Here is a 23750-nt window from a genome sequence, read left to right as displayed (position 1 = left end):
TTTAACTTGCAAGTAAAAGATCAACTATCATCATTACAACCATATAAACCAGGTAAATCACCAGAACAAATGAAAGAAGTGTACGGAGATCATTCGTTTGTGAAATTAGCATCGAATGAAAATCCATTTGGTTGTTCATCAAGAGTTTTAGAAGAGTTGCAAAACTCTTGGTTGGAACATGCTTTATATCCTGACGGAGGTGCTACAACGCTCCGTCAAACAATTGCAGATAAGTTGCATGTGCAAATGGAACAAGTACTTTGTGGTAGTGGTTTAGATGAAATCATTCAAATAATAAGCCGCGCCGTATTACGAGCGGGAGATAACATTGTAACAGCAGGTGCAACATTCCCGCAGTACCGTCATCATGCAATTATAGAAGGTTGCGAAGTGAAGGAAGTTGCGTTAAATAACGGTGTATACGACTTAGAAGAAATTTCTTCAGTAGTAGATAACGATACAAAAATTGTATGGATTTGTAACCCGAACAATCCAACAGGCACATATGTGAATGACCGAAAATTGACTCAATTCATTGAAGGTATTAGTGAAAATACGTTAATTGTCATTGATGAAGCGTACTATGAATACGTAACAGCAAAAGATTTCCCAGAGACATTACCGCTTTTAGAAAAACATAAAAATATTCTTGTACTTAGAACATTTTCTAAAGCGTACGGATTAGCTTCTTTCCGCGTTGGATATGCGGTTGGACAGGAAGAGTTAATCGAAAAATTAAATGTCGTTCGTTTGCCATTTAACGTATCTTCATTAGCGCAAAAAGCAGCGACGATTGCTTTTGGTGATGACGAGTTTATTGAAGAAATAGTTCGTGTGAATACAGAAGGATTACAACAATACGAGAGCTTTTGTAGGGAAAATGATATTCCATTTTATCCATCGCAAACAAATTTCATCTTCTTGCCAGTTGAGAATGCTGGAGAGATTTATGAAGCTTGTGCACAAGCAGGATTTATTATTCGTCCGTTCCCGAATGGTATCCGTATTACAGTCGGAACAAGAGAGCAAAATGAAGGGGTGATTTCAGTGTTACAACAACACTTTGAAAATAAAAAAAGAAAGTCTCGAGATGAGGAAAATGCGTAAAAAGGTAGTATTAATTGGAACTGGTTTAATCGGAGGCTCTCTCGCATTAGCAATTAAGAAAGAGCACGATGTAACGATAACAGGTTATGATATATTTCAAGAACAAGTAGAGCGTGCAAAAGAATTACATGTAGTAGATGAAATAGCAGTTGATTTACAGCATGCATGTGAAGAGGCACATTTAATTGTTTTTGCTTCTCCAGTTGAAGAAACGAAGAAGCTATTACACAAACTTGCGTCATTCCGTTTACGAGAAGATGTTATAGTGACTGATGTTGGTAGTACAAAAGGCACGATTATGAATGAAGCAGAAACTTTATTTTCAAAGGAAGTATCTTTCATTGGTGGACATCCAATGGCAGGTTCTCATAAAACGGGAGTTGAAAGTGCAAAAGCGCATTTATTTGAAAATGCATTTTACATTTTAACACCGATGCATCATGTGCTAAATGAACATGTGGAAGAGTTAAAAGATTGGTTAAAAGGAACGGGATCACATTTCCTTGTTTTAAATACAGAAGAACATGATTATGTAACAGGGATCGTTAGTCATTTCCCGCACCTTATCGCTGCAGGTTTAGTGAAGCAAGTAGAGAAACATGCAGGAGATAATCCGCTCATTCATCAGCTAGCTGCTGGAGGGTTTAAAGACATTACACGTATCGCATCTAGTAGTCCGAAAATGTGGAGTGATATTGTAAAGCAAAATCGAGAGCATTTAATGGTATTATTAAAAGAGTGGATCTCTGAAATGGAAGATTTATATAAAACAGTTTCTACCGGAGATGCAGGCGAGATTCAAAACTATTTTGCAGATGCGAAAGAATACCGTGATTCTTTACCAGTAAGAAAGAGAGGGGCAATTCCTGCCTATCACGACTTATACGTCGATGTATTAGATAAGGTGGGGGCATTGGCTCATATTACGAGTATTTTAGCGCGCGAGGAAATTAGTATTACGAACTTGCAAATATTAGAAGCGCGTGAAGGACTGCTTGGGGTATTACGTATTAGCTTCCAAAGGGAAGAAGATCGTATGAAAGCAAAGCTAGCGCTTGGAGAAGAAGAATACCAAACTTATGAAACAATTTAAATGAGAAGGTGAAAAACGTGAAAGAAAGAACAATACAACCTGTTAATAACGGATTGAATGGCAATATTACAATCCCAGGTGATAAATCCATTTCACACCGTGCTGTTATGTTCGGTTCTATTGCAGAAGGGAAAACAACAATTAAAGGTTTCTTGCCCGGTGCAGACTGTTTAAGTACGATTTCATGTTTTAAAGAAATGGGAGTAGAAATTACGCAAAACGGTGATGAGGTTACTGTAGTTGGTAAAGGATTAGAAGGTTTACAAGAACCGAAAGCTGTATTAGATGTTGGTAATTCTGGTACAACAATCCGATTAATGTCAGGTATACTAGCTAACACACCATTTTTCTCTTGCGTACAAGGTGATGAATCTATCGCAAAAAGACCGATGAAGCGTGTAACAAACCCATTAAAACAAATGGGCGCAAACATAGACGGCCGAGAAGAAGGAACATTTACACCGTTAACAATACGTGGTGGAGATTTAAAAGCAATTGAATATATTTCTCCTGTTGCAAGTGCACAAGTAAAGTCAGCTATTTTACTTGCAGGTCTTCGTGCAGAAGGTGTAACAGCTGTTACAGAACCACATATTTCCCGCGACCATACGGAAAGAATGCTTGAAGCATTTGGTGTTAAAGTAACTCGCGAAGGGAAAACAGTGAAGCTGTCAGGTGGACAAAAATTAACAGCAACAGACATTCAAGTGCCAGGTGACGTATCATCAGCAGCATTTTTCTTAGTAGCAGGTGCAATCATCCCAAATAGTAAACTAGTATTACAAAATGTAGGGATGAATCCAACCCGTACCGGTATTATTGATGTTTTAGAAAAAATGGGTGCTACGTTCACTGTAGAGCCAATTAACGAAGGGGCATCGGAACCAGCTGCAAATATTACAATCGAAACATCTTCATTAAAAGGAATTGAAATTGGCGGAGATATTATCCCTAGATTAATCGATGAGATTCCTGTAATCGCATTAGCGGCAACGCAAGCAGAAGGAATTACAGTAATTAAAGATGCACACGAATTAAAAGTAAAAGAAACAAACCGTATTGATACAGTCGTTGCTGAATTAACGAAACTAGGAGCTCGCATAGAAGCAACTGATGACGGTATGATCATTTACGGAAAATCAGCTCTAAAAGGCAATACAGTAAATAGTTATGGTGATCACCGTATCGGAATGATGCTTGCAATTGCTGGTTGCCTGGCAGAAGGAAAAACAATTATTGAAGATGCAGAAGCAGTAGGTGTATCATATCCTACATTCTTTGACGAACTTCAAAAATTAGCTAAATAAAAAGGATGGAAAGCAGATACGTGATGTATCTGCTTTTTTTGTTAAAACGTCCTTGTAGTTTCACTTACCGAACTATAATAGTAAGAATTATGATACAATTCAAACAGGGAATGGAGGAGAATTATATGAATGTCATACAATTAAAAGAAGATAAGTTCAGAGAAGCATTACGTTTATCAGAATACGCTTTTCAATATAAAGTAGATGAGGAACGATTACAGCAGCAACTTACAAAGATGAAGGAAAGTCATGAAGTATACGGTATTATGGAAGGTGAGGACTTAGCTGCAAAACTACACCTCATCCCGTTTCATATTTACATAGGTAAAGAAAAATTTAAAATGGGTGGCGTTGCAGGAGTAGCGACGTATCCAGAGTACAGAAGAAGTGGGTATGTAAAAGAGCTACTTCAACATTCACTTCAAACAATGAAAAAAGATGGCTTTACAGTCTCTATGTTACACCCATTTGCTGTTACATTTTACCGTAAATACGGCTGGGAACTTTGTGCGAATCTTCTCGTATGTCATTTGACAAAGAGTGATTTAGTTATGAAAAAACAAGTGAATGGTACTGTGAAACGTTTCAATAAAGAAAATCACCCAGAAGAGGTCGAGAAGCTTTATGAAACATTTGCAGAACATTTTTCTGGTATGCTAGTTCGCAATGAAAAATGGTGGTTACAAGCTGTTTATGAGGATTTAACATTAGCAATTTATTACGATGAAAATAAAAGTGCAGCCGGCTATATGTTATATAAAATAGAAAACTATAAAATGACAGTAGATGAATTTGTTCCACTGCATAATGAAGCACGAAATGGTCTATGGAATTTTATTTGCCAGCATGATTCTATGATTAAAGAGCTTGAAATGACAGTAAGTGAAAACGAACAGTTGTTATATACATTGCAAGAACCACGTGTGAAAACAGAAATAAAACCATATTTTATGGGAAGAATTGTAGATGTAGAGCAGTTCTTAAAACAGTATGAGTTAAACTGGAACAATGTACAACAAGAAGTCATTTTACATATTACAGATTCATTTGCACCGTGGAATAATGTATCGGTGAGACTTGCAAATTATGAAATAGCAATTATAGAAGAACCAATGGATAAAGGGATCAAGCTAGATATAAATGCACTATCTACAATACTGCTTGGATACAAACGCCCATTAGAACTAAATGAATTAGAATTAATTAGCGGAAGCGAAGAGGAAATACGGGCATTTGAGAATGTAGTACCAGTGCGCAAGCCGTTTATTTATGATTTCTTTTAATTTGCATATAAGATGGAGTTGTTTCGAACAAAATTTTGGGATAGCTCCATCTCATTGTATTAATTTTTGTCGGTAAGTTGATATATCCTGAAAATCGCTGATATAATTTTATTCACATACAAGAGAATAGAATCGCAACTATACGTTGTCACGCACTTGACTTTTATTCCCTGTAATTTATAATTAAAAACGGAATGAATTTTCATTCCTGAAAATAGAGGTGGAAAAAATGGCTAAAAACAAACAAGAGGATATTTTTGATGCTGCGATGCAACTTTTTGCAGAGCGTGGTTACGATGGTACGACAATTCCAATGATCGCTGAAAAAGCAAATGTCGGTGCGGGTACTATTTATCGCTATTTTGAAAATAAAGAGGCGCTTGTTAACTCATTATTTTCAAAAAGTATGTTACAGCTTTCTGAAATGATAAAAACGGATTTTCCTGTTGAAGCAAATATTCGTGAACAGTTTAGTCATACGTATAACCGTTTATTTGAATTTGCGAGAAACAATGTGGATGCTTTTTTATTTACAAATTCTCACTGTGATAGTTATTTTCTTGATGAGCAGAGTAAGAAAATATTTGACGATTTTATAGGCTTCTTTATGAATATTATTGAAGATGGAATCGCAAAAGGTTTGCTTCGTCCATTGCCTCCAGTTGCTTTAATTATTATTGTATATCAACCGTTAGAAAAATTAACGAAAGTAATTGCAACAGGGCAATTAGAATACTCGAAAGAGTTAGTAAAAGAATTGGAAGAAAGCTCTTGGAACGCTATTAGAATCATTTGATTCTATAGCTTTATAAGGACAGGAATGAATATTCATTCCTAAATAGAATTAAAAAATGAGAGTAGGAGAGGGTATTTGTGCAACTAAAGGAATGAATATTCATTCCGGAAAGACTAGTTTAATAGAGTTTACAAAATAATGTAATAGAATAATAGGAATGAATATTCATTCCGTAACTAACGTAAATTTTAATCGCGGGAGATGATGCAAATGAGCAAGCTGAAAAATTGGAGAAGTTTATCTTTTCTATTATGGATAGTTATTACCATTACAATGATCGTAACGATGCCTAATATGGATAAATTAGTGAAAGAAAAAGGGCACATTACGATTCCTAATACAGAACAAAGTAGTATTGCTGACAAAATGATAAAAGAAATGGATAAAGACGGGACAGAAAAGTATGACATTATAGTTGTTTTTAATAGTGACAGTAAAACAGCTTTAACGACTGAGCAAAAAGAGGAAATAATAAAAACAATCAACGCTTTGCAAAATGAAAAAGAACAATTAGGAATTAAAGAAGTTGTTTCACATTTAGATAATAAAGAATTAGAGAAACAATTAGTTTCTAAAGATAATACGACTATTTTAACGCAAATATCGATAGATAAAAAACATGGTGAAATATCGAAAGTTACAAATAACCTTCATAATAAAGTGAAAACGAAAGGGGTAACAACGTACTTAACAGGAAGTGATTTAATAGCAGGAGATTTCCTTACATCTTCTCAAGAGGGAGTGAAAAAGACTGAAGTTATTTCAATCATTTTCATTCTTGTAATATTAATCATTGTATTCCGTTCACCTATTGTTCCAATTGTTTCTCTTCTTACTGTTGGGGTATCATATTTAGTTTCAATGGGGATTATTGCTCATTTAGTAGATCAATTTAATTTTCCATTTTCTAACTTTACACAAGTGTTTGTCGTTGTTGTCCTGTTTGGGGTTGGAACAGACTATAACATTTTATTATTTACGAGATTTAAAGAAGAATTAAGTAAACAAGAAAACGCATTTTTGGCTACGAAAGAAACATTTAAATCGGCAGGGAAAACCGTTTTATATAGCGGGATAGCAGTACTAATTGGTTTTGCATCTCTTGCTTTAGCGAGTTTTAAACTATATCAATCTACTTCAGCGGTAGCAATTGGTGTCGCAGTTTTATTACTAGTATTAACTACGTTAAATCCGTTTTTTATGGTGCTTTTAGGAAAAGGGATGTTTTATCCCGTTAAAACATTTAAAGGTCATGAAGACAGTCGTCTATGGGGATTCTTTGCGAAAAACTCAGTAGTGAGACCATTTGTAGCTTTAATTATTGTATTCGTGATATCAATTCCTTTCATATTAAAGTATTCTAATACACTTAATTACAACGATTTATTTGAAGTAGACAATAAATATGAGTCGAAAATGGGGATTAACGTAATAGAAGAACATTTTCCACCTGGTTTTTCTTCACCAAGTACGTTAGTCATTCAATCGAATAACAAGTTAGATGAGGCGAGTTCGCTTCAAACTTTAGATGAACTAACTGATAAGATTTTGAAAGTAAAAGGTGTTTCAGAAGTATATTCACCGACACGTCCAACTGGTGATAGGATTAAAGAACTATATATAAATAAACAAGCGGGTGAACTAAATACAGGTTTAGGAGATGCCAATGGTGGTATAAAGGAAATTAATGATGGATTAACTACTGCGAAAGATAAGATGGGTAATAAGGACTCAAATAGTCTTGCGAACGTTCAAAAGTTAATTGATGGAACAAATGAAGCGAAAAGTGGTGTATCAGCATTAGGAACAGCTTTAAATCAACTATCCAATGGCATAAATGACGGAGCACAAGGTGCGCGGCAAATTGAGAGTGGGTTAACTTCAGTAAATGAAAATATAAGTGTATTATCTCAAGCAACTTCACAACTTCATGCTGGCTATACACAGTTAGAAAAAGGTTTAAGTTCTTACGATCAATACTTCGGAAGTATTTCTCAAGCGATTGACGGTGCGAAGAAAGGTTATGAACAAATTGAAATGTTAATGACCAATTTCATTCAAACGAAACCAGAATTAGCAAATGATCCTAACATTCTGCAGACGATAGGAATTGCTAAAGAGGCTCAAAAGCAATTAGGTGGGCTTTCAAATGAATTAAATAAATTGAAAGCGCAGCATAATGCGGCGATGGGATCATTTAAAGAAGCGAATCAATCGTTATTGAAAGTGGATAATGGCTTAAAAGAAATGAACAATGGAGTTACTAAGTTACAAAAAGGAGCAGCTGATCTTAAAAATGGATTAAATGAAGGTGCTTCAGGTTCAAAACAAATTGCGAACAAGTCATCTGAGTTACAAACCGGATTAACGAAAATAAACGATGGGCAAGGTCAGCTATTAACCGGACTGAAAGACTTGCAAGAACAGATGGGTCAATTACAATCCGGACTAACTAAAAGTACAGAAGGCCTTGAAAAGGTAAGTAATGGCCTAGGGGATGCTCAGAAATATTTAGGAGAACTGAACGAATCAAAAAGCTCTGAGAAATTCTATATTCCAAAAGAAGTTTTGGAGGGAGAAGATTTCCAAAAAGCTTTGAATACGTACATGTCACATGATAGAAAGACTGCTAAAATGACAATCATTTTAGACGTAAATCCGTATTCAAAAGAAGCGATGCCAATTATTCAAGAAATCAATAACACAATAGATGGTACTTTGAAGGGGTCGGAATTAAATCATGCGAAAACAGCAATCGGAGGAACGACAGCTAGAAACGTTGATTTAAAAGAAGTAACTGGGCAAGATTTCTTACGTACAGCTACAATTATGTTAATTGGAATCGCGATTGTATTAATTGTGATTACACGTTCATTATTAAACACCATCTTTATTATTGGATCGTTACTATTAGCTTACTTTGCATCATTAGGGATAAGTGAACAAATTAGTACGCATATTTTACATGTAGATTCATTAAGCTGGAATGTTCCATTCTTTAGTTTCATAATGATTGTCGCTTTAGGAGTGGATTATAGTATTTTTGTAATGATGAGATACAATGAGTTAGAAGGGGACCCAGCGACGAAAATTGTAACTGCTTCTCGTCATATCGGAGGAGTCGTATTATCAGCGGCACTTATTTTAGGTGGTACATTTGCTGCATTAATCCCTTCAGGTGTATTAACGCTTATACAAGTAGCATCCGTAGTTGGCGTTGCGTTGTTACTATTAGCTATCATTGTGATGCCAATATTGTTACCTGCTTTAATAGGTTTAACGAGTAAAATGAAGAATTATGCAAAGAAATTAAGTGAAAGAAAATAAAAGAATCCCCTTTTAAAAGTAACTGTTTCAGTTATGGGAGAGAACATATAAAATAACACACAAATTAGGGATGTAAATCACATATGATTTAGCATCCCTTTTTTAATTGTTATTGCATTGTTTAAGTACTTTTATCTAGTTAAATTGCAAAGGAAGAGAAAAAGAAAACAGTAAAAACACCAGCGCAACGATTGGGGATTACTGACAAAGTATTTGATTTAAAAGATATAATTTACTTTAGATAGTTCACTCAAATAATGGTGGACTATCTTTTTTTAAAGGTAAATGGAAATTTATGTTAAAATAATGATAGAGATTGTGAAAAAAATGTTCTTAAACTAACGGTCAGGTTACTTTAAGAAGGATTTTTCAAAGGAAATGTTGAATATCGTATTTTGAAGGAGTGATTGCAGTGGAGTAAGTAATTTTTTAAATCTTGGTTAAATACTTTGAAGGAAGGGATTTATAAATATGAATACAAAACTAATAATAGTAGAAGGTTTACCTGGATTTGGAAAATCGACCACTGCAAAGCTAATAAATGAAATTCTAAGCCAAAATAAAATTGAAGTTGAACTATTTTTAGAGGGGAATTTGAATCACCCCGCCGACTATGATGGTGTATCTTATTTTAATAAATTTGAATTCGATAGATTAGTATCTAACAGTGGAGATTTTAAAGAAGTGCTTCTTAAAAGAGTTTTAAAAAAAGGAAGCAATTATTTATTACCATACAGAAAGATAAAAAATGAGTTTGGTGACCAGTTTTCGGACGAATTATGTAATGATATTTTTAAAAACGATATATATGAATTGCCATTCGATAAAAATGTTGAATTAATTGCTGACAAATGGAATGACTTTGCTGAAATTGCTCTAGAAGATAATAAGGTTTATATTTTTGAATGTTGTTTCATACAAAATCCATTAACAATTGGGATGATTAAATACGGTGAACAAAAAGAAAAAATAATAAATTATGTAATGAAAGTTGCAAAAATCATAGAGAATTTAAATCCAATGTTATTTTATGTAGAACAAGATGATCTTGAATTTTCATTTAGGAAGGCATTAAAAGAAAGAAATCCAGAATGGTCCACAGGAATTGTCGACTATTACACGAACCAAGGCTATGGGAAAGAACATAACCATTCAGGGGTAGAAGGAGCGATAAAAGTTCTTGAAGCTAGAAGGAATTTAGAGTTAGAAATATTCGATATGTTAAAAATGAAAAAAGAAAAAATCAATAATACAAAATATGAAATTGACTCATATAGGTCAATGTTAAAAGATAAGTTAACAATACAAATGGTGAAATAGCTTTTTACACTACCTGGTGCTTTAGTTGGAGAAGGAAATGAAAACGCTCAGAATATTTTCTGAGCGTTTTAGTTTGCTATTTATAATGCGAAATGCATACAAATTATTGTGTTATTTCAATTGATAAACATAATGCTCCAATTATAAATGTTTTTTCAAAATGAATCCTCTTTAAAACGTGTATGTAACTTTAATCTAATTAAAAACAAAGGTTTTATTCGAGTTTGGAAAGAAAGGAATAGCAATCAACCGTTGCTATTCATCCAGCTTCTACTATATAATAGCTATAGTCTACAATAATTGAGTCGTAATATGCGATTTTTTAAGACAATCGGTGAGAAAACGCTGAAATAAGCGGTATTAGTAGGAGGACACAAATGATTACAGTAAGTAACGTTAGTTTGCGTTTCGCGGATCGCAAATTATTTGAAGATGTTAACATAAAATTCACGCCAGGTAACTGCTACGGTTTAATCGGAGCAAACGGTGCTGGTAAATCTACATTTCTAAAGATTTTATCTGGAGAAATTGAACCATCAACAGGTGACATACATATTACGCCAGGTGAGCGTCTAGCAGTATTAAAACAGAACCACTTCGAATATGAAGAGTTCCCAGTATTAGAAACAGTAATTATGGGTCACACGCAACTTTACAAAGTAATGCAAGAGAAAAATGCTATTTACATGAAAGAAGACTTTAGTGATGAAGATGGTATGCGTGCTGCTGAACTTGAAGGTGAGTTCGCTGAGCTTAACGGTTGGGAAGCTGAGTCAGAAGCTGCAATCCTTCTTAAAGGTTTAGGTATTGGTGAAGATCTTCATGATAAGAAATTGTCAGAATTAACTGGTGCAGAGAAAGTAAAAGTATTACTTGCTCAAGCTTTATTCGGTCAACCTGACATTCTATTATTAGATGAGCCTACCAACCACTTGGACTTAAAAGCGATCCAATGGTTAGAAAACTTCTTAATGAACTTTGAAAACACAGTTATCGTAGTATCCCATGACCGTCACTTCTTAAATAAAGTATGTACGCACATGGCTGACCTTGATTTCGGTAAAATTCAACTTTATGTTGGTAACTATGACTTCTGGTATGAGTCAAGCCAATTAGCTTTAAAATTAACACAAGATGCTAATAAGAAAAAAGAAGAGAAAGTAAAAGAGTTACAAAACTTCATTGCACGCTTTAGTTCAAACGCTTCTAAAGCGAAACAAGCAACTTCTCGTAAAAAATTATTAGACAAAATTACATTAGATGATATTAGACCGTCATCACGTCGTTACCCATTCGTTGGCTTCACACCTGAGCGTGAAGTAGGAAATGACTTATTAACTGTTGAAGGTCTTTCTAAAACAATTGATGGTGAAAAAGTGTTAGATAATGTGTACTTCACTTTAAATAAAGGTGATAAAGTTGCATTTATCGGCCGTAACGATATTGCGATGACAACATTATTTAAAATTCTTATGGGTGAAATGGAGCCTGATAGTGGTTCATTCAAATGGGGTGTTACAACCTCTCAGTCTTACTTCCCAAGAGATAACTCTAAGTACTTTGAGAATAGTGATTACAACTTAGTTGAATGGTTACGTCAATTTTCTCCACAAGATGAGTCTGAAAGCTTCTTACGTGGTTTCTTAGGCCGTATGTTATTCTCAGGTGAAGAAGTTAAAAAGAACGTTTCTGTATTATCTGGAGGCGAAAAAGTTCGTTGTATGTTATCTAAAATGATGTTAAGTGGTGCGAACGTAATCACACTTGACGATCCAACGAACCACTTAGACCTTGAGTCAATCACAGCATTAAACAACGGTTTAATTGCATTCAAAGGTACAATCTTATTCACATCTCATGACCATCAGTTCGTGCAAACAATTGCAAACCGCATTATCGAAGTAACACCAAACGGTGTAATCGATAAAGAGGCTACTTATGATGAGTTCTTAGAAAATGAGGAACTTCAAAAACAAGTAGATGCAATGTACAAAGGTCAATAATATATAATGAAAAAACTCGCTCTTTTTAGAGCGAGTTTTTTTGTCGAGAAAACGTAACATCGCTGGTCGGTCAAATGAATAATTATTCAAATATAATATTAATGAACAGGAGAATTTTTTCATGTATGAAGGGATGTAATGACTTTAAGATTTAAAGAGTTAGTTGAAGAAGGGAAATGTAAGTGGAGTAATATAATCAAATCGTATTATTTTGTCATGTGAAATATGTACCAAATTTGGAGATAGAATAGTTTGCGAATGAGTTTATAAAGGTATATAGTATGGGGTGTCATAATTAGTGGATGAATCTTGGGAGAAAACAGGAAATGTTACAAATTTATTTTGTTAAATAGAAACCAAGGTCAAAATGTCTAGAAAGAAATAGTTGAATAAATACTAGCTTCAAATTATAATTACTAATATTCTTCATATAGTTAAATAAAGATAATCTATTTGAAGAAGAAAATTTGAATAGAGAGACAGACTTATAAAAAAATAAGCCTTGGATGATCAAAAGAGGTGGAGAAATGAAACAGTTCTTATTAAAGAGCAAAAGTGTGTTAAGCAATCATTTTGGATTCTTTCTGTTTGCCGTTATTTTATTGTGGCTCAAAACATATGCAGCTTATGTAACGGAATTCAATTTAGGAATTTCAAACACAATTCAAAAATTCTTGCTGTTTTTTAACCCGCTTAGTTCAGCAGTTCTATTTTTAGGACTTGCATTATTTGCAAAAGGGAAACGATCTTATATTTGGTTAATTATCATTAATTTGTTATTGTCGATTCTTTTATACGCAAACGTAGTATACTATCGCTTTTTCAGTGACTTTATTACGTTCCCGACATTAACACAAACGAATAACTTTGGAGATTTAGGTGGTAGTATTCTTGCGTTGCTACATCTTTATGATCCATTATACTTCTTAGACACGATTATATTAATTGTGTTAGTCGCAACAAAATTTGCAAATCCAAAACCAATTCGTGTTGCGAAGCATAAATTATCTCTAGTATTTGTAGCAGGTATTTTATTATTCAGTGTTAACTTAGGTCTTGCAGAGTCTGACCGTCCTGAATTATTAACAAGAACGTTTGACCGTAATTATATTGTGAAATATTTAGGTGCATACAACTACACAATTTATGATGGAATTCAAAGTGCGAAAGCATCGACAGAACGAGCATTAGCTGATGGCGATAATATGACAGAAGTACGAAATTATTTAACATCAACTTATGCAAGTCCAAATCCTGAGTATTTCGGTAAAGGAAAGGGAATGAACGTAATTTACATTCATTTAGAGTCATTCCAAAACTTCTTAATTGATTACAAATTAAATGGTCAAGAAGTTACACCGTTCTTAAACTCATTTACAAAAGATGCGAATACACTTTATTTTGATAACTTCTTCCATCAAACAGGACAAGGGAAAACATCTGATGCGGAGTTTATGTTAGAGAATTCAATGTTTGGTTTACCGCAAGGCTCTGTCTTTACAACGAAATCTCATAATACGTATCAATCAGCACCAGCTATTTTAGGACAACAAGGATACACATCAGCAGTATTCCACGGTAACTACAAAACATTTTGGAACCGTGACGATATTTATAAATCATTTGGTTTTAATAAATTCTTTGATGCGTCATACTACGATATGAATGAAAAAGACGTAGTAAACTACGGGTTAAAAGATAAACCGTTCTTTAATGAATCTATTCCGTTATTACAAACGTTGAAACAACCGTTCTATACGAAGTTTATTACGTTATCGAACCATTTCCCTTATCCAATCGATAAGGCAGAAGCAACGATTGAACCAGCAACAACAGGTGATTCATCAGTAGATACGTACTTCCAAACAGCACGCTATTTAGATGAATCTGTAAAAGGCTTCATCGATTACTTGAAACAATCTGGTTTATATGATAATTCAATTATTGTTATGTACGGAGACCATTACGGTATTTCAGATAATCATAACGCAGCAATGTCAAAAGTAATGGGTAAAGAAATGAACTCATTTGAAAATGCACAGTTACAACGTGTACCATTAATCGTTCGTGTACCAGGAGTGAAAGGTGGCGTACAACATCAATACGGTGGTGAAATTGACGTTCTTCCAACGCTATTACACTTACTAGGTACAGATACAAAGAATTATGTTCAATTCGGTTCTGATTTATTATCACCAGATCATAAACAAGTCGTTGCGTTCCGTAACGGTAGCTACGTAAGCCCAACAGTTACTGCACTAAACGGCAAATACTATGATACAACTACTGGAAAACCTGTAGAATTTACAGATGAAATAAAGAAAAATGAACAAATGGTTCAAAACTCACTAAAATACTCTGACCAAGTCGTGAATGGTGACTTATTACGATTCTACACACCGGAAGGATTCACTCCAGTAGATCGTTCGAAGTATAACTATAACAACCGCGATAAAAACAAAACGAAGGTAAAAACGACTCCGGAAGGGGAAGCTAAATAAATAATAAAAGGCGCCATTCATATGAATAGCGCCTTTTATTTGTAAATATACCATCATTATGAGACAGAACCAGCTGTTGCTTTTTGTTTAGTCTTTCCGAAGAAAACTACGCCGATGATGATAATAATGATAAATGCCCATTTAACCAAAGGGTTACTTTCGAAAAATCCAGCGAACCATTTCTCATCTACAATCATTTTCGCGGCAGTATAAGCTAAAACGGCTGCTCCAATCGTAATGATGACAGGAAAACGATCTACCCATTTTAAAATCAATGTACTGCCCCATACGACTACTGGAATAGACACTAATAATCCGATGATTACTAAAGAAAAGTTACCATGGGCAGCTCCTGCAACAGCGAGTACATTATCGATGCCCATTAACGCATCAGCAATAATAATGGTTTTAATAGCAGACCAAAATCCTTCTTCGGCCTTAATATCATGATCTTTGCCTTCAGCAATTAATTTATAAGCAATCCATATAAGGAGTACACCACCAATTAGAAGTAGCCCTGGTATTTTTAACAACCAAACAACAACTAAGGTAGCGAGGGCTCTAATCGCGATTGCCCCGATAGTTCCCCATATAATAACTTTCTTTTGCTGATCTTTCGGTAATCTTCTTGCTGCTAATCCAATTACAATGGCATTATCACCGGCTAACACTAAATCAATTACAATGATGGCAAGTAGGGCGGACAAATATTCGGCTGAAAGAAAATCCATATACATATCACTCCTTAAGAGTAATATGTGCTAAAGTGTTGATAATATAAAAAATAGGATTGAATTTGTATATTCAATCCATAATTTCTTACTGTATTTTGATATATGTTTTAATTTCGTATAAGTCGCTTTTGTATTCTTTTTTGTTTATCGTTTCGCTTTCTTAATTTTCGATTCATCTTTTTAATGCGGTTTTCTTTTCTATTATCCCAGTTATCACTTCGGATTTTACTAATAGACTTATCTGTCTTAGCACGAAAACGTCTTACTTTTTTCACGAAGGAAAGGGGTATTTTGCCGATAACACCTTGTTTTTCTAACGAATCCTCTTTACCTAGACACCAATCAGGATGAGATAATAAATAGTCGAAATCAAATGTTATCCCGTATTCTTTATCCATATATGTATACCATTCATCTAAAGTACACTTATTTTTTGTATGTAAATATGTTGATCCATCAGTCATAGCACAGCACCAATAGTCAAAATAGCTCCATAGTACCCATTCTTTCGGTACATCTAGTGTTAAAATTACCATTTTTGAATTTGTTCTACCCCAAGCTTTATGATTTCGATTTGGGTAATTATTTGCTTCCCAGACCCAAATAGGATAGTTACCTTCGTAATGAGGCAATCTTGTTTTAGCGACGCGCACCATCCAGTCATATGAATATACATCGTCTGGATCGATGAATTCTTTATTACCTTCTAAATAACCAAGTTTCTTAAATTGTTTCCATGCTTCTTCAGTTTGTACTGTATATACGATCATATGGCACCTACTTATTTAAACTAAATTATAGTATAACATGTGATTTTGAATTTTTATTGATATTAGAGAAGGGGGAGTTTGAGTCGAATATACGAGGAGTAATTCCCAAAATGATAAAAAGACTTGATTCCCAGCTAAAGGAAATCAAGTCTTTTCATTACATACGATTATCATGCCAGAAGTTTAATGGGAAGTGTTCGTTCTCATTATATGCTTCTAATTCATATCCTTTTTCTTTCAGTCCTTTAATAATTCCAGGAACTGCTTTTACTGATTGTGGATGAATATCATGCATAAGGATAACTTCTGTTGGATTTGTAGCACCATGTAACACGTTTTCTACAATTTTAGCAGATGCAGCATCAACTTGCATTTTGTTATATTTCCAGTCTAAAGAATCAATTGTCCAATCCCAAACTTTTAAGCCATTTTCTACAACTTTGTTGCGAAGAGCTTCGTTTAATCCTGGCATAGAGCCGTAAGATGGACGAGTTAATACTGGTGATTTACCTAAAACACCAGCGATTAAGCCTTGGTCTTCCTTCATTTCATCTACGTAATGACCTTCAGTGTAAAGTTTCTTGTAGTTATGAGTCATACTGTGCATCCCAACGTAGTGACCTTCAGCATCTTCGCGTTTTACAAGATCAGGGAAAGCTTTTACGTTTGAACCAATTAGGAAGAATGTTGCTTTTGCATTTTCTTTCTTTAACATATCTAAAAGCTCAGCTGTGTATTTTCCAGGACCGTCATCAAATGTTAAATAAGCGACTTTTCTAACTTGCCCGTTATAATGTTTTGGAGCTTCTTTCGGAGCAAGAGATGTTTGAATCTCACTTACAAGTTGAACAGATTTTGCTTCATCCTCTGTACTAGCTAGAGCAGTATGTACTGATCCAAAAGCTACTTCGTATGTGAATAATACCCCCGCACAAACTAACATAGCCCTTTTTACTAAAGTTGTCATTCGAATTCCATTGTGCATAATTTTCCTTCTCTCTATAAAAGTTCTACTCTACTATATTAGCAATTATAGGTAGGGAAATGCAAAAAAACTTTTTTACAAGTGTAAAAAAGTTTACTCAAAAGTATGCAAGATTTTATATCAATTGCAGTTTTGAAAAATAGGATGAATTTAAACTTTATTATTTAAACTTTCAATCACCAAATCATACTTTCGTATCACTTCGTTTTCGTTCCAATTATTGATTCGAATATTTTTGTTTTTTATTAAAATATTGGTAAAGAAACAATTACATGAAAAAAGGAGTGGGAATATGGATAATTATATTTGCACTACATGTGGAGTACAGTATCCCGAAAATGAAGAAGCACCTTCTCGCTGTAAAATTTGTAATGAGGAAAGACAATATGTTAATCCAATTGGGCAGTCATGGACAACATTAGAAACGATGCAAAATAGCAATTTATACAAAAACGAAATAATAAAAGAAGAAAGCGGTTTGTATAGCATTACTACTAAACCTAAATTTGCGATTGGACAAACAGCATTTTTAATACAAAGTAAAACTCTAAATGTTATGTGGGATTGCATTAGTTATTTAGATGATAAAACGATACAACGTATATATGATTTAGGTGGTATTCAAGCAATAGCACTTTCTCATCCACATTATTACTCTACACAAGTTAAATGGGCGGAAACATTCAATGTACCTATTTATATTCATGAAGATGATAAAGAGTGGGTGGTTCGTCTGAGTAAGCAAATTAAATTTTGGTCTGGGGAGCATCTGATATTATCGGAAGAACTTACATTGCATCGCTTAGGAGGCCATTTTAAGGGTGGAACTGTTATACATTGGAAAGACGGTAATGAAGGGAAAGGTATTTTGTTATCAGGTGATATTATACAAGTAGTTTCGGATCGAAAATGGGTAAGTTTTATGTATAGTTATCCCAATCTCATTCCATTACCAGCGAATAAAGTTAGAGATATGGCAGAGAAGGTAAAAGATATCCAATTTAGTCGACTATATAATGCATTTCATGGTGTGGTGGAAGATGCGAATAAAGCTGTACAAAGATCTGCTGATCGGTATATAAAGGCCCTGCAAGGAGAACTATTTCATACGTAATAGCTTGTAATTCATCTCTATATTTATATAACTAATTTTATATGAATTTTATACTAAAGTCCTATTGTTTATTAACTAATAGGTCTTTCAACTTAGGAAGTTCACACTAATGAGGGATGTTAAAGGGAATATATGTAACCTATACTAATTACTATAAAGCTTTGGAAAATGAAAAGGAGGAGATTTGCATGAAGAATTGGGTTCAATTTAGAATTGCAAGACCAACAGATAAATTTGAAGAAGTGATAAGTTTTTATGAAACAGGATTAGGTTTAAAACGTATAGGGGAATTTCACAATCATGAAGGATATGATGGGGTTATGTTTGGCTTACCAGATGAAGAGTATCATTTGGAGTTTACTACACATGTTAATGGAAGTCCATGTCCGGCACCGACAAAAGATAATTTACTAGTTTTTTATATGCCTATTAAAGATGAAATTGAAAAGATAGTGAATCGATTAAGTAATATGGGCTATCATGAGGTAGAACCTGAAAACCCGTATTGGATAGAGAAAGGAACCACAATAGAGGATCCAGACGGTTGGAGAATTGTGCTTATGAATGCATCTGAATAAGAAAACTATTTTCATATGAAATAGAGTGTAACAAAATGATTTAGACATAAATCCCTACAGTGTTTGTAGGGATTTTTATATAAGAAATTTTTATTGAGAGAGTTATTAAAATGTAGAAAGTATTTTGGCTAAGAACAAATGTAGTAAACATAATTTATGAAGGAGGTATAAAAGTATGATAGTAAACCATTTTGAAGCGTTTTCTAAACATGTTGGAAATACACATCTTATTAAAAGTTCTTTCGTAGTTTATATCTTATTCTACGCAAAATTGATACCATCAAAAAACTGTATGTTTAACATGTACAGTTTTTTGATGGTATAGCTGTGCAATGTTTAGAAATTTCACATACCGTATTTTAAAAATAAATATAGGAAAAACAAAAAGTAATGTAGAATATATCGTACATACATATATACAGTTAACATAAAAGATAAAGAGGTGGGTATATGTTACTTGAGGAAGTAATGCAGCAACTAGAGGAATATGGAACAGAACAAAATCGAAAAACGTATAAAAACCACGGAGCGAAAGAGCCGTTATTTGGAGTTAGTTTTGCGAATTTAAAATTGTTAAAAAAGAAGATAAAAAAAGATCACGATTTAGCAGTTGAATTGTGGGAAACGAAAAATATGGACGCAATGACATTAGCAACTTATATTTTAGACCCGAAAAAAATAACGACAGAACAGCTTAATAGTTGGATTCAGGATGTTGATTATTACTGTTTAATGGATGTTCTGATGACATCTATATGTACTTCGCCAATTGCAATAGAAAGAATGGAAGAGTGGATAAAGTCTAATGATGAATGGATTGGAAGAGCTGGCTGGTCTTTATTAGCAAATATAGCGATTAAAAATAAAACGTTACATGATGATTTCTTCTCTCCGTACTTAGAAGAGATTAAAGAAAATATACATAATGAAAAAAATAGAAAAAAAGAAGCGATGAATAGTGCTTTAATCGCAATAGGAATTCGTAATGAAGACTTAGAGCGACAAGCGATTGAAATTGCAAGTGAAATTGGAAAAATAGAGGTTGATCATGGTGCAACATCATGTAAAACACCAGATGCAGAAAGCTATATAAAAAAAGCGAGAGAAAGAGCTGAAAAAAAGAAAGTGAAATAAGAAAAGAGGATCGGTTATGAAACCAATTGAAGCAGCACAAAACATAATTACATTACAATTTCCGAATTGTGATGTAGCTTTACTCGGCGGAAGCGTTGCACGAGGAGAAGCGACGAAAACATCTGACCTTGACATTGTAATAGTCGATCAAAGTTTAACTTCTTGCTATAGAGAATCTTTCTATAGTAATGGATGGCCTGTTGAGGTGTTTGTTCATAATTTCGAAACATATAAAACCTTTTTCAAAATGGATTGTGATCGAGGGAGGCCGTCGTTACCACAATTAGTTTCAGAAGGGATTGCCTTAAAAGGGGAACAGGAAATTGTTGAGAAATTAAAAAAAGAAGCGAATGATTTACTACATAAAGGACCAGCTAAATGGACCGAAGAAACGATTAAGCAGAAGCGATATTTTATTACGGATACTTTAGATGACTTTATTGGTGCAACAAAAAGAGAAGAAGAATTGTTTATCGCTAATTTATTAGCCGATTTAGTACATGAATATGTATTAAGAGTAAATGGTAAGTGGCTTGGGAGTTCAAAATGGTTTATTAGAGTGCTAAAAAGATATGATGAGCAATATGCAAACAAATTTGTAGCCGCTTTTGATCATTTTTATAAAACGGGAGGGAAAAATGAATTAATTCATTTTATAGAAAAGACGTTAGAACAGTATGGTGGAAGAGTGTTCGAAGGATTTTCTATTGGTAAATAAAGAGAGGAGAAAAAAATGAATGTACCATATGTTCAATTAAGAGAATTGACACTAGATGATGTAGAAGATCGCTATCAATGGTCATTAGATAGAGATGTAACAAAGCATTTAGTTTTACCAGATCAATATCCTCCGTTCACTCGTGGAGATACGAGAAACTGGATTGAAGCTTGTATAAGCCGAAAAAATGGTTATGAACAAAGGGCAATCGTTACTGAGACAGGTATACATATTGGATGGGTAGACCTTAAAAATTTTGATAAAACAAATAAAAATGCTGAACTAGGAATTGCGATTGGAAATAAAGACTATTGGGGTAAAGGATTTGGAATGGCAGCTCTAAACAGCATGTTACAAATAGGTTTTTCTCAGTTTGAATTGGAGAAAATTTGGTTACGTGTAGATGAAGATAATACAAAAGCTAAAAAGAGTTATGAAAGTGCCGGATTTGTATGCGAAGGGTTAATGAGAAATGATCGATTGAGACAGGGAAAGTTCATTCATCGCTATCGTTACAGTATATTAAAAGAAGAGTATGAATCAAAAATTAATAACCTATAAAAATATTATGTAAATTAAAAAGGGGAAAATAAAATGATTCGATTACTTACAAAAGCGGATGCAAAAAAATATTGGGAGTTGCGTTTACAAGCACTACAAGTAAATCCAGAAGCATTTATAACGACTTATGAAGAAGCAGTACGTCAAGAAAACCCTCTTGAACGAGTTGCTAGTAATCTTTCATCCAACAGTAGTTTTACATTTGGTGCTTTTAATAATGAAAATCGTTTAGTTGGGGTTGTTACTTTATTAACAGAAGAAAAAGACGCATATAAGCATAAAGGACATATCGTTGCAATGTATGTAGATACTGAAAATCGAAGAAGTGGTCTTGCACGTGATTTAATACGTAAAGCAATTGAAAGGGCAAAAGAGATGAAGCTAGAGCAATTGAATTTAGGGGTTGTGTCAACGAACGAACCAGCCAAACGATTATATGAATCAATGGGATTTAAAACATACGGAATTGAAAAAAGGGCTATAAAAATGAATGGTGTGTATAGTGATGATGAACATATGGTGTTGTTCTTTTAAGAGAGGAAGTTTTGTATGAAAGATCTCCATTTAGAAAGAAAAATGGACCCTCAAGTAGCGATTTTGTATGCGACGGTTGCTGATACGTTTAATAGATTGCAAAGGTTAGTCGAAGGTACTGAAGAGAACGAACTATCCTATAAAGGGTCTGAAAATAATGAAAATAGTATTGGGCAGTTACTTCAGCATTTAGCAGTTGTTGATTTACATTGGGTGTATCGTTTCAAGGGAGAAGATGTTCCGCCAGCATTTGAAAATAAATATGGTCCTATGTTAAATGAAGTAGGAGAATTACCAAGTTTAAGAAAAAACATATTGCAAGAGTTAATGCAAGATTATGAAGCAGTGCAAAAATTGTTTTATGAAGAATGTATGAAACTAACAGAAACTGATTTAACGCGGGAAGTTTTGTATGAAAAAGGCGAAACTGCGACAATAAGATGGGGAATATGGCATATAGCAGATCATAATCGGTATCATCAAGCTCATATAAGTCGATTGAGGAAATTATACAGAGAATATAAACTACATATTCTTTAATTTTTGAATGAACGAACGCCCCTAAATAATAATTAAAGGAGGCGTTTGTTTTTATTCGTTCGCTTTTCTTCCCAAGCTATCATTAAATTTTTATGATAATCTTTTGGTTTCTCAATAGAAAACCAGTAAATTGAATGTGCAATAGTTGGTAGCCATCTTTTATAGCGGATGCGTATATTTTCATGGTGAGTATAGTGGGTCGAGATTAAAGTAGATTTTGACCCTTGAAAATTTTGATATGTAATGGCCTCGATTTCATACCAATGCACTTTATTCCCATGTAAATCTACTACAATTCCTTCATCATCCTAAAGTGAAATGTAAGTTTGAATGTAGATTTTTCATCGCGTATACTAAAATATAGGTCATAGAGATAAAAAATTAAATACAAGGGGTTTTACAATGAAAGCAATTGTTATAGGAATACTGGCATCATTTTTCTTTGCCTTTACTTTTGTTTTGAACAGGGCAATGGACTTAGAAGGTGGAAGCTGGATTTGGAGTGCATCATTACGGTATTATTTTATGGTTCCAATGCTATTACTTATTGTTATGTATAGAGGGAACTTAAAGCAACTCTTTCAATATATGAAAAACAATCCGAAAGAATGGTTAGTGTGGAGTATCGTTGGATTTGGTCTCTTTTATGCACCGCTTAGTTTTGCTGGAGCGTTCGGACCAGGTTGGCTCGTTGCATCAACATGGCAAATTACAATCGTTGCAGGGATTTTGTTAACACCATTTTTTGCGGTGGATCCACTACATAAAAAACTTCCGATGAAGGAATTAGTAATGTCGGGCATTATTTTATTCGGTGTCGTTCTCATGCAAGTAGAACATGCTTCTTCATTAGGTATTCGTGAAACCGTTTTATGTGTAGTTCCTGTACTTATTGCAGCATTTGCGTATCCTCTTGGAAATAGAAAAATGATGCAAGTTTGTAAAGGGGAATTAGATGTATTTCAGCGAGTACTCGGTATGACATTAGCAAGTTTACCATTTTGGTTTTTATTATCTGGTTACGAAGTATCAACAGGCGGATTACCGTCAAGTAGCCAAGTTTTTCAATGTTTTATTGTAGCAGTTAGCTCTGGGTTAATCGCGACAGTATTATTTTTCTTTGCAACAGATCTTGTGAAAGATGATCCGCAAAAATTAGCAACAGTGGAAGCGACGCAGTCTGGTGAAGTTTTATTTGCGCTAGTAGGAGAGTTGATCTGGTTATCTGCACCAATCCCATCATCATTATCTTGGATTGGTATGAGTCTCGTTATTATTGGAATGATACTTCATAGTTATGTGGCTGTCGTTGTAAAAAAAGAAGAAAAAATAACAGCGTAATGAG

Annotated in this window: 19 protein-coding genes and 1 pseudogene; 17 read left to right on the top strand and 3 right to left on the bottom strand. The window is 34.0% G+C overall.

Annotated features, from left to right (window positions below; translation table 11 throughout):
• Nucleotides 1–6: 6 nt before the first annotated feature.
• From hisC to ltaS, 9 genes are all read left to right on the top strand, one after another.
• Nucleotides 7–1107, top strand: a complete 1101-nt coding sequence (hisC, locus tag GD442_RS13830) for a histidinol-phosphate transaminase (protein ID WP_001197281.1) — start codon at nt 7–9, stop codon at nt 1105–1107.
• Nucleotides 1100–2200 (top strand): prephenate dehydrogenase, encoded by a 1101-nt coding sequence (tyrA, locus tag GD442_RS13825; RefSeq protein ID WP_001228136.1) that lies wholly within the window; start codon nt 1100–1102, stop codon nt 2198–2200. The genes hisC and tyrA overlap by 8 nt, the downstream gene beginning before the upstream one ends.
• Before the next feature lie 17 nt (nt 2201–2217).
• Nucleotides 2218–3507, top strand: coding sequence for a 3-phosphoshikimate 1-carboxyvinyltransferase (gene aroA, locus GD442_RS13820; RefSeq protein WP_000664632.1), 1290 nt, complete (start codon nt 2218–2220; stop codon nt 3505–3507).
• A gap of 125 nt (nt 3508–3632) precedes the next feature.
• Nucleotides 3633–4790 (top strand): GNAT family N-acetyltransferase, encoded by a 1158-nt coding sequence (locus GD442_RS13815; RefSeq protein ID WP_001100928.1) that lies wholly within the window; start codon nt 3633–3635, stop codon nt 4788–4790.
• A 229-nt stretch (nt 4791–5019) separates the two neighbouring features.
• Nucleotides 5020–5586, top strand: a complete 567-nt coding sequence (locus tag GD442_RS13810; protein WP_001107309.1) for a TetR/AcrR family transcriptional regulator — start codon at nt 5020–5022, stop codon at nt 5584–5586.
• Nucleotides 5587–5796: 210 nt separating this feature from the next.
• Complete coding sequence (locus GD442_RS13805) at nt 5797–8913, top strand: MMPL family transporter (RefSeq protein ID WP_000040232.1); 3117 nt, start codon at nt 5797–5799, stop codon at nt 8911–8913.
• A gap of 471 nt (nt 8914–9384) precedes the next feature.
• Nucleotides 9385–10233, top strand: a complete 849-nt coding sequence (locus tag GD442_RS13800; protein WP_001093200.1) for a P-loop NTPase family protein — start codon at nt 9385–9387, stop codon at nt 10231–10233.
• 377 nt (nt 10234–10610) lie between these two features.
• Nucleotides 10611–12236, top strand: a complete 1626-nt coding sequence (locus GD442_RS13795) for an ABC-F family ATP-binding cassette domain-containing protein (RefSeq protein WP_000633864.1) — start codon at nt 10611–10613, stop codon at nt 12234–12236.
• Nucleotides 12237–12763: 527 nt separating this feature from the next.
• Nucleotides 12764–14737, top strand: a complete 1974-nt coding sequence (gene ltaS, locus GD442_RS13790; RefSeq protein WP_000808771.1) for a lipoteichoic acid synthase — start codon at nt 12764–12766, stop codon at nt 14735–14737.
• 56 nt (nt 14738–14793) lie between these two features.
• On the opposite strand, the gene GD442_RS13785 is transcribed toward ltaS, so the two are convergent.
• From GD442_RS13785 to GD442_RS13775, 3 genes are all read right to left on the bottom strand, one after another.
• Nucleotides 14794–15468, bottom strand: a complete 675-nt coding sequence (locus GD442_RS13785) for a TerC family protein (RefSeq protein WP_000346933.1) — start codon at nt 15466–15468, stop codon at nt 14794–14796.
• Nucleotides 15469–15578: 110 nt separating this feature from the next.
• Entirely contained in the window at nt 15579–16241 is a 663-nt protein-coding gene (locus GD442_RS13780) for a DUF3841 domain-containing protein (protein ID WP_000637706.1), read from the bottom strand.
• A gap of 157 nt (nt 16242–16398) precedes the next feature.
• Nucleotides 16399–17226, bottom strand: a complete 828-nt coding sequence (locus GD442_RS13775) for a peptidoglycan-N-acetylglucosamine deacetylase (RefSeq protein WP_000551452.1) — start codon at nt 17224–17226, stop codon at nt 16399–16401.
• A gap of 292 nt (nt 17227–17518) precedes the next feature.
• On the opposite strand from GD442_RS13775, the gene GD442_RS13770 reads away from it, so the two are divergent.
• From GD442_RS13770 to GD442_RS13735, 8 genes and pseudogenes are all read left to right on the top strand, one after another.
• A complete protein-coding gene (locus GD442_RS13770) occupies nt 17519–18340 on the top strand; it encodes an MBL fold metallo-hydrolase (protein WP_000371020.1) in 822 nt (273 codons plus the stop codon).
• A 188-nt stretch (nt 18341–18528) separates the two neighbouring features.
• Complete coding sequence (locus GD442_RS13765) at nt 18529–18918, top strand: VOC family protein (protein ID WP_000800667.1); 390 nt, start codon at nt 18529–18531, stop codon at nt 18916–18918.
• A 450-nt stretch (nt 18919–19368) separates the two neighbouring features.
• Nucleotides 19369–20052 carry a DNA alkylation repair protein gene (locus GD442_RS13760; protein WP_000923448.1) on the top strand — a complete coding sequence of 228 codons (684 nt, stop codon included), beginning with the start codon at nt 19369–19371 and terminating at the stop codon, nt 20050–20052.
• 16 nt (nt 20053–20068) lie between these two features.
• Nucleotides 20069–20829 (top strand): annotated as a pseudogene (locus GD442_RS13755) (nucleotidyltransferase domain-containing protein).
• Nucleotides 20786–21331: a GNAT family N-acetyltransferase gene (locus tag GD442_RS13750; RefSeq protein WP_001102490.1), complete on the top strand. Its 546-nt coding sequence runs from the start codon at nt 20786–20788 to the stop codon at nt 21329–21331. The pseudogene GD442_RS13755 and the gene GD442_RS13750 overlap by 44 nt, the downstream one beginning before the upstream one ends.
• 33 nt (nt 21332–21364) lie before the next feature.
• Entirely contained in the window at nt 21365–21865 is a 501-nt protein-coding gene (locus tag GD442_RS13745) for a GNAT family N-acetyltransferase (RefSeq protein WP_000620314.1), read from the top strand.
• A 15-nt stretch (nt 21866–21880) separates the two neighbouring features.
• Complete coding sequence (locus GD442_RS13740; RefSeq protein WP_000653844.1) at nt 21881–22405, top strand: DinB family protein; 525 nt, start codon at nt 21881–21883, stop codon at nt 22403–22405.
• Between the two features lie 402 nt (nt 22406–22807).
• Entirely contained in the window at nt 22808–23746 is a 939-nt protein-coding gene (locus GD442_RS13735) for a DMT family transporter (protein ID WP_000644594.1), read from the top strand.
• The last annotated feature ends 4 nt before the right edge of the window (nt 23747–23750 follow it).

Origin of the sequence: Bacillus sp. A260 (assembly GCF_009861435.1) — a bacterium.
Lineage (GTDB): Bacteria > Bacillota > Bacilli > Bacillales > Bacillaceae_G > Bacillus_A > Bacillus_A cereus.
The sequence above is the reverse complement of the archived record's forward strand: the minus strand, read 5'-3'. Positions and strand labels throughout refer to the sequence as shown.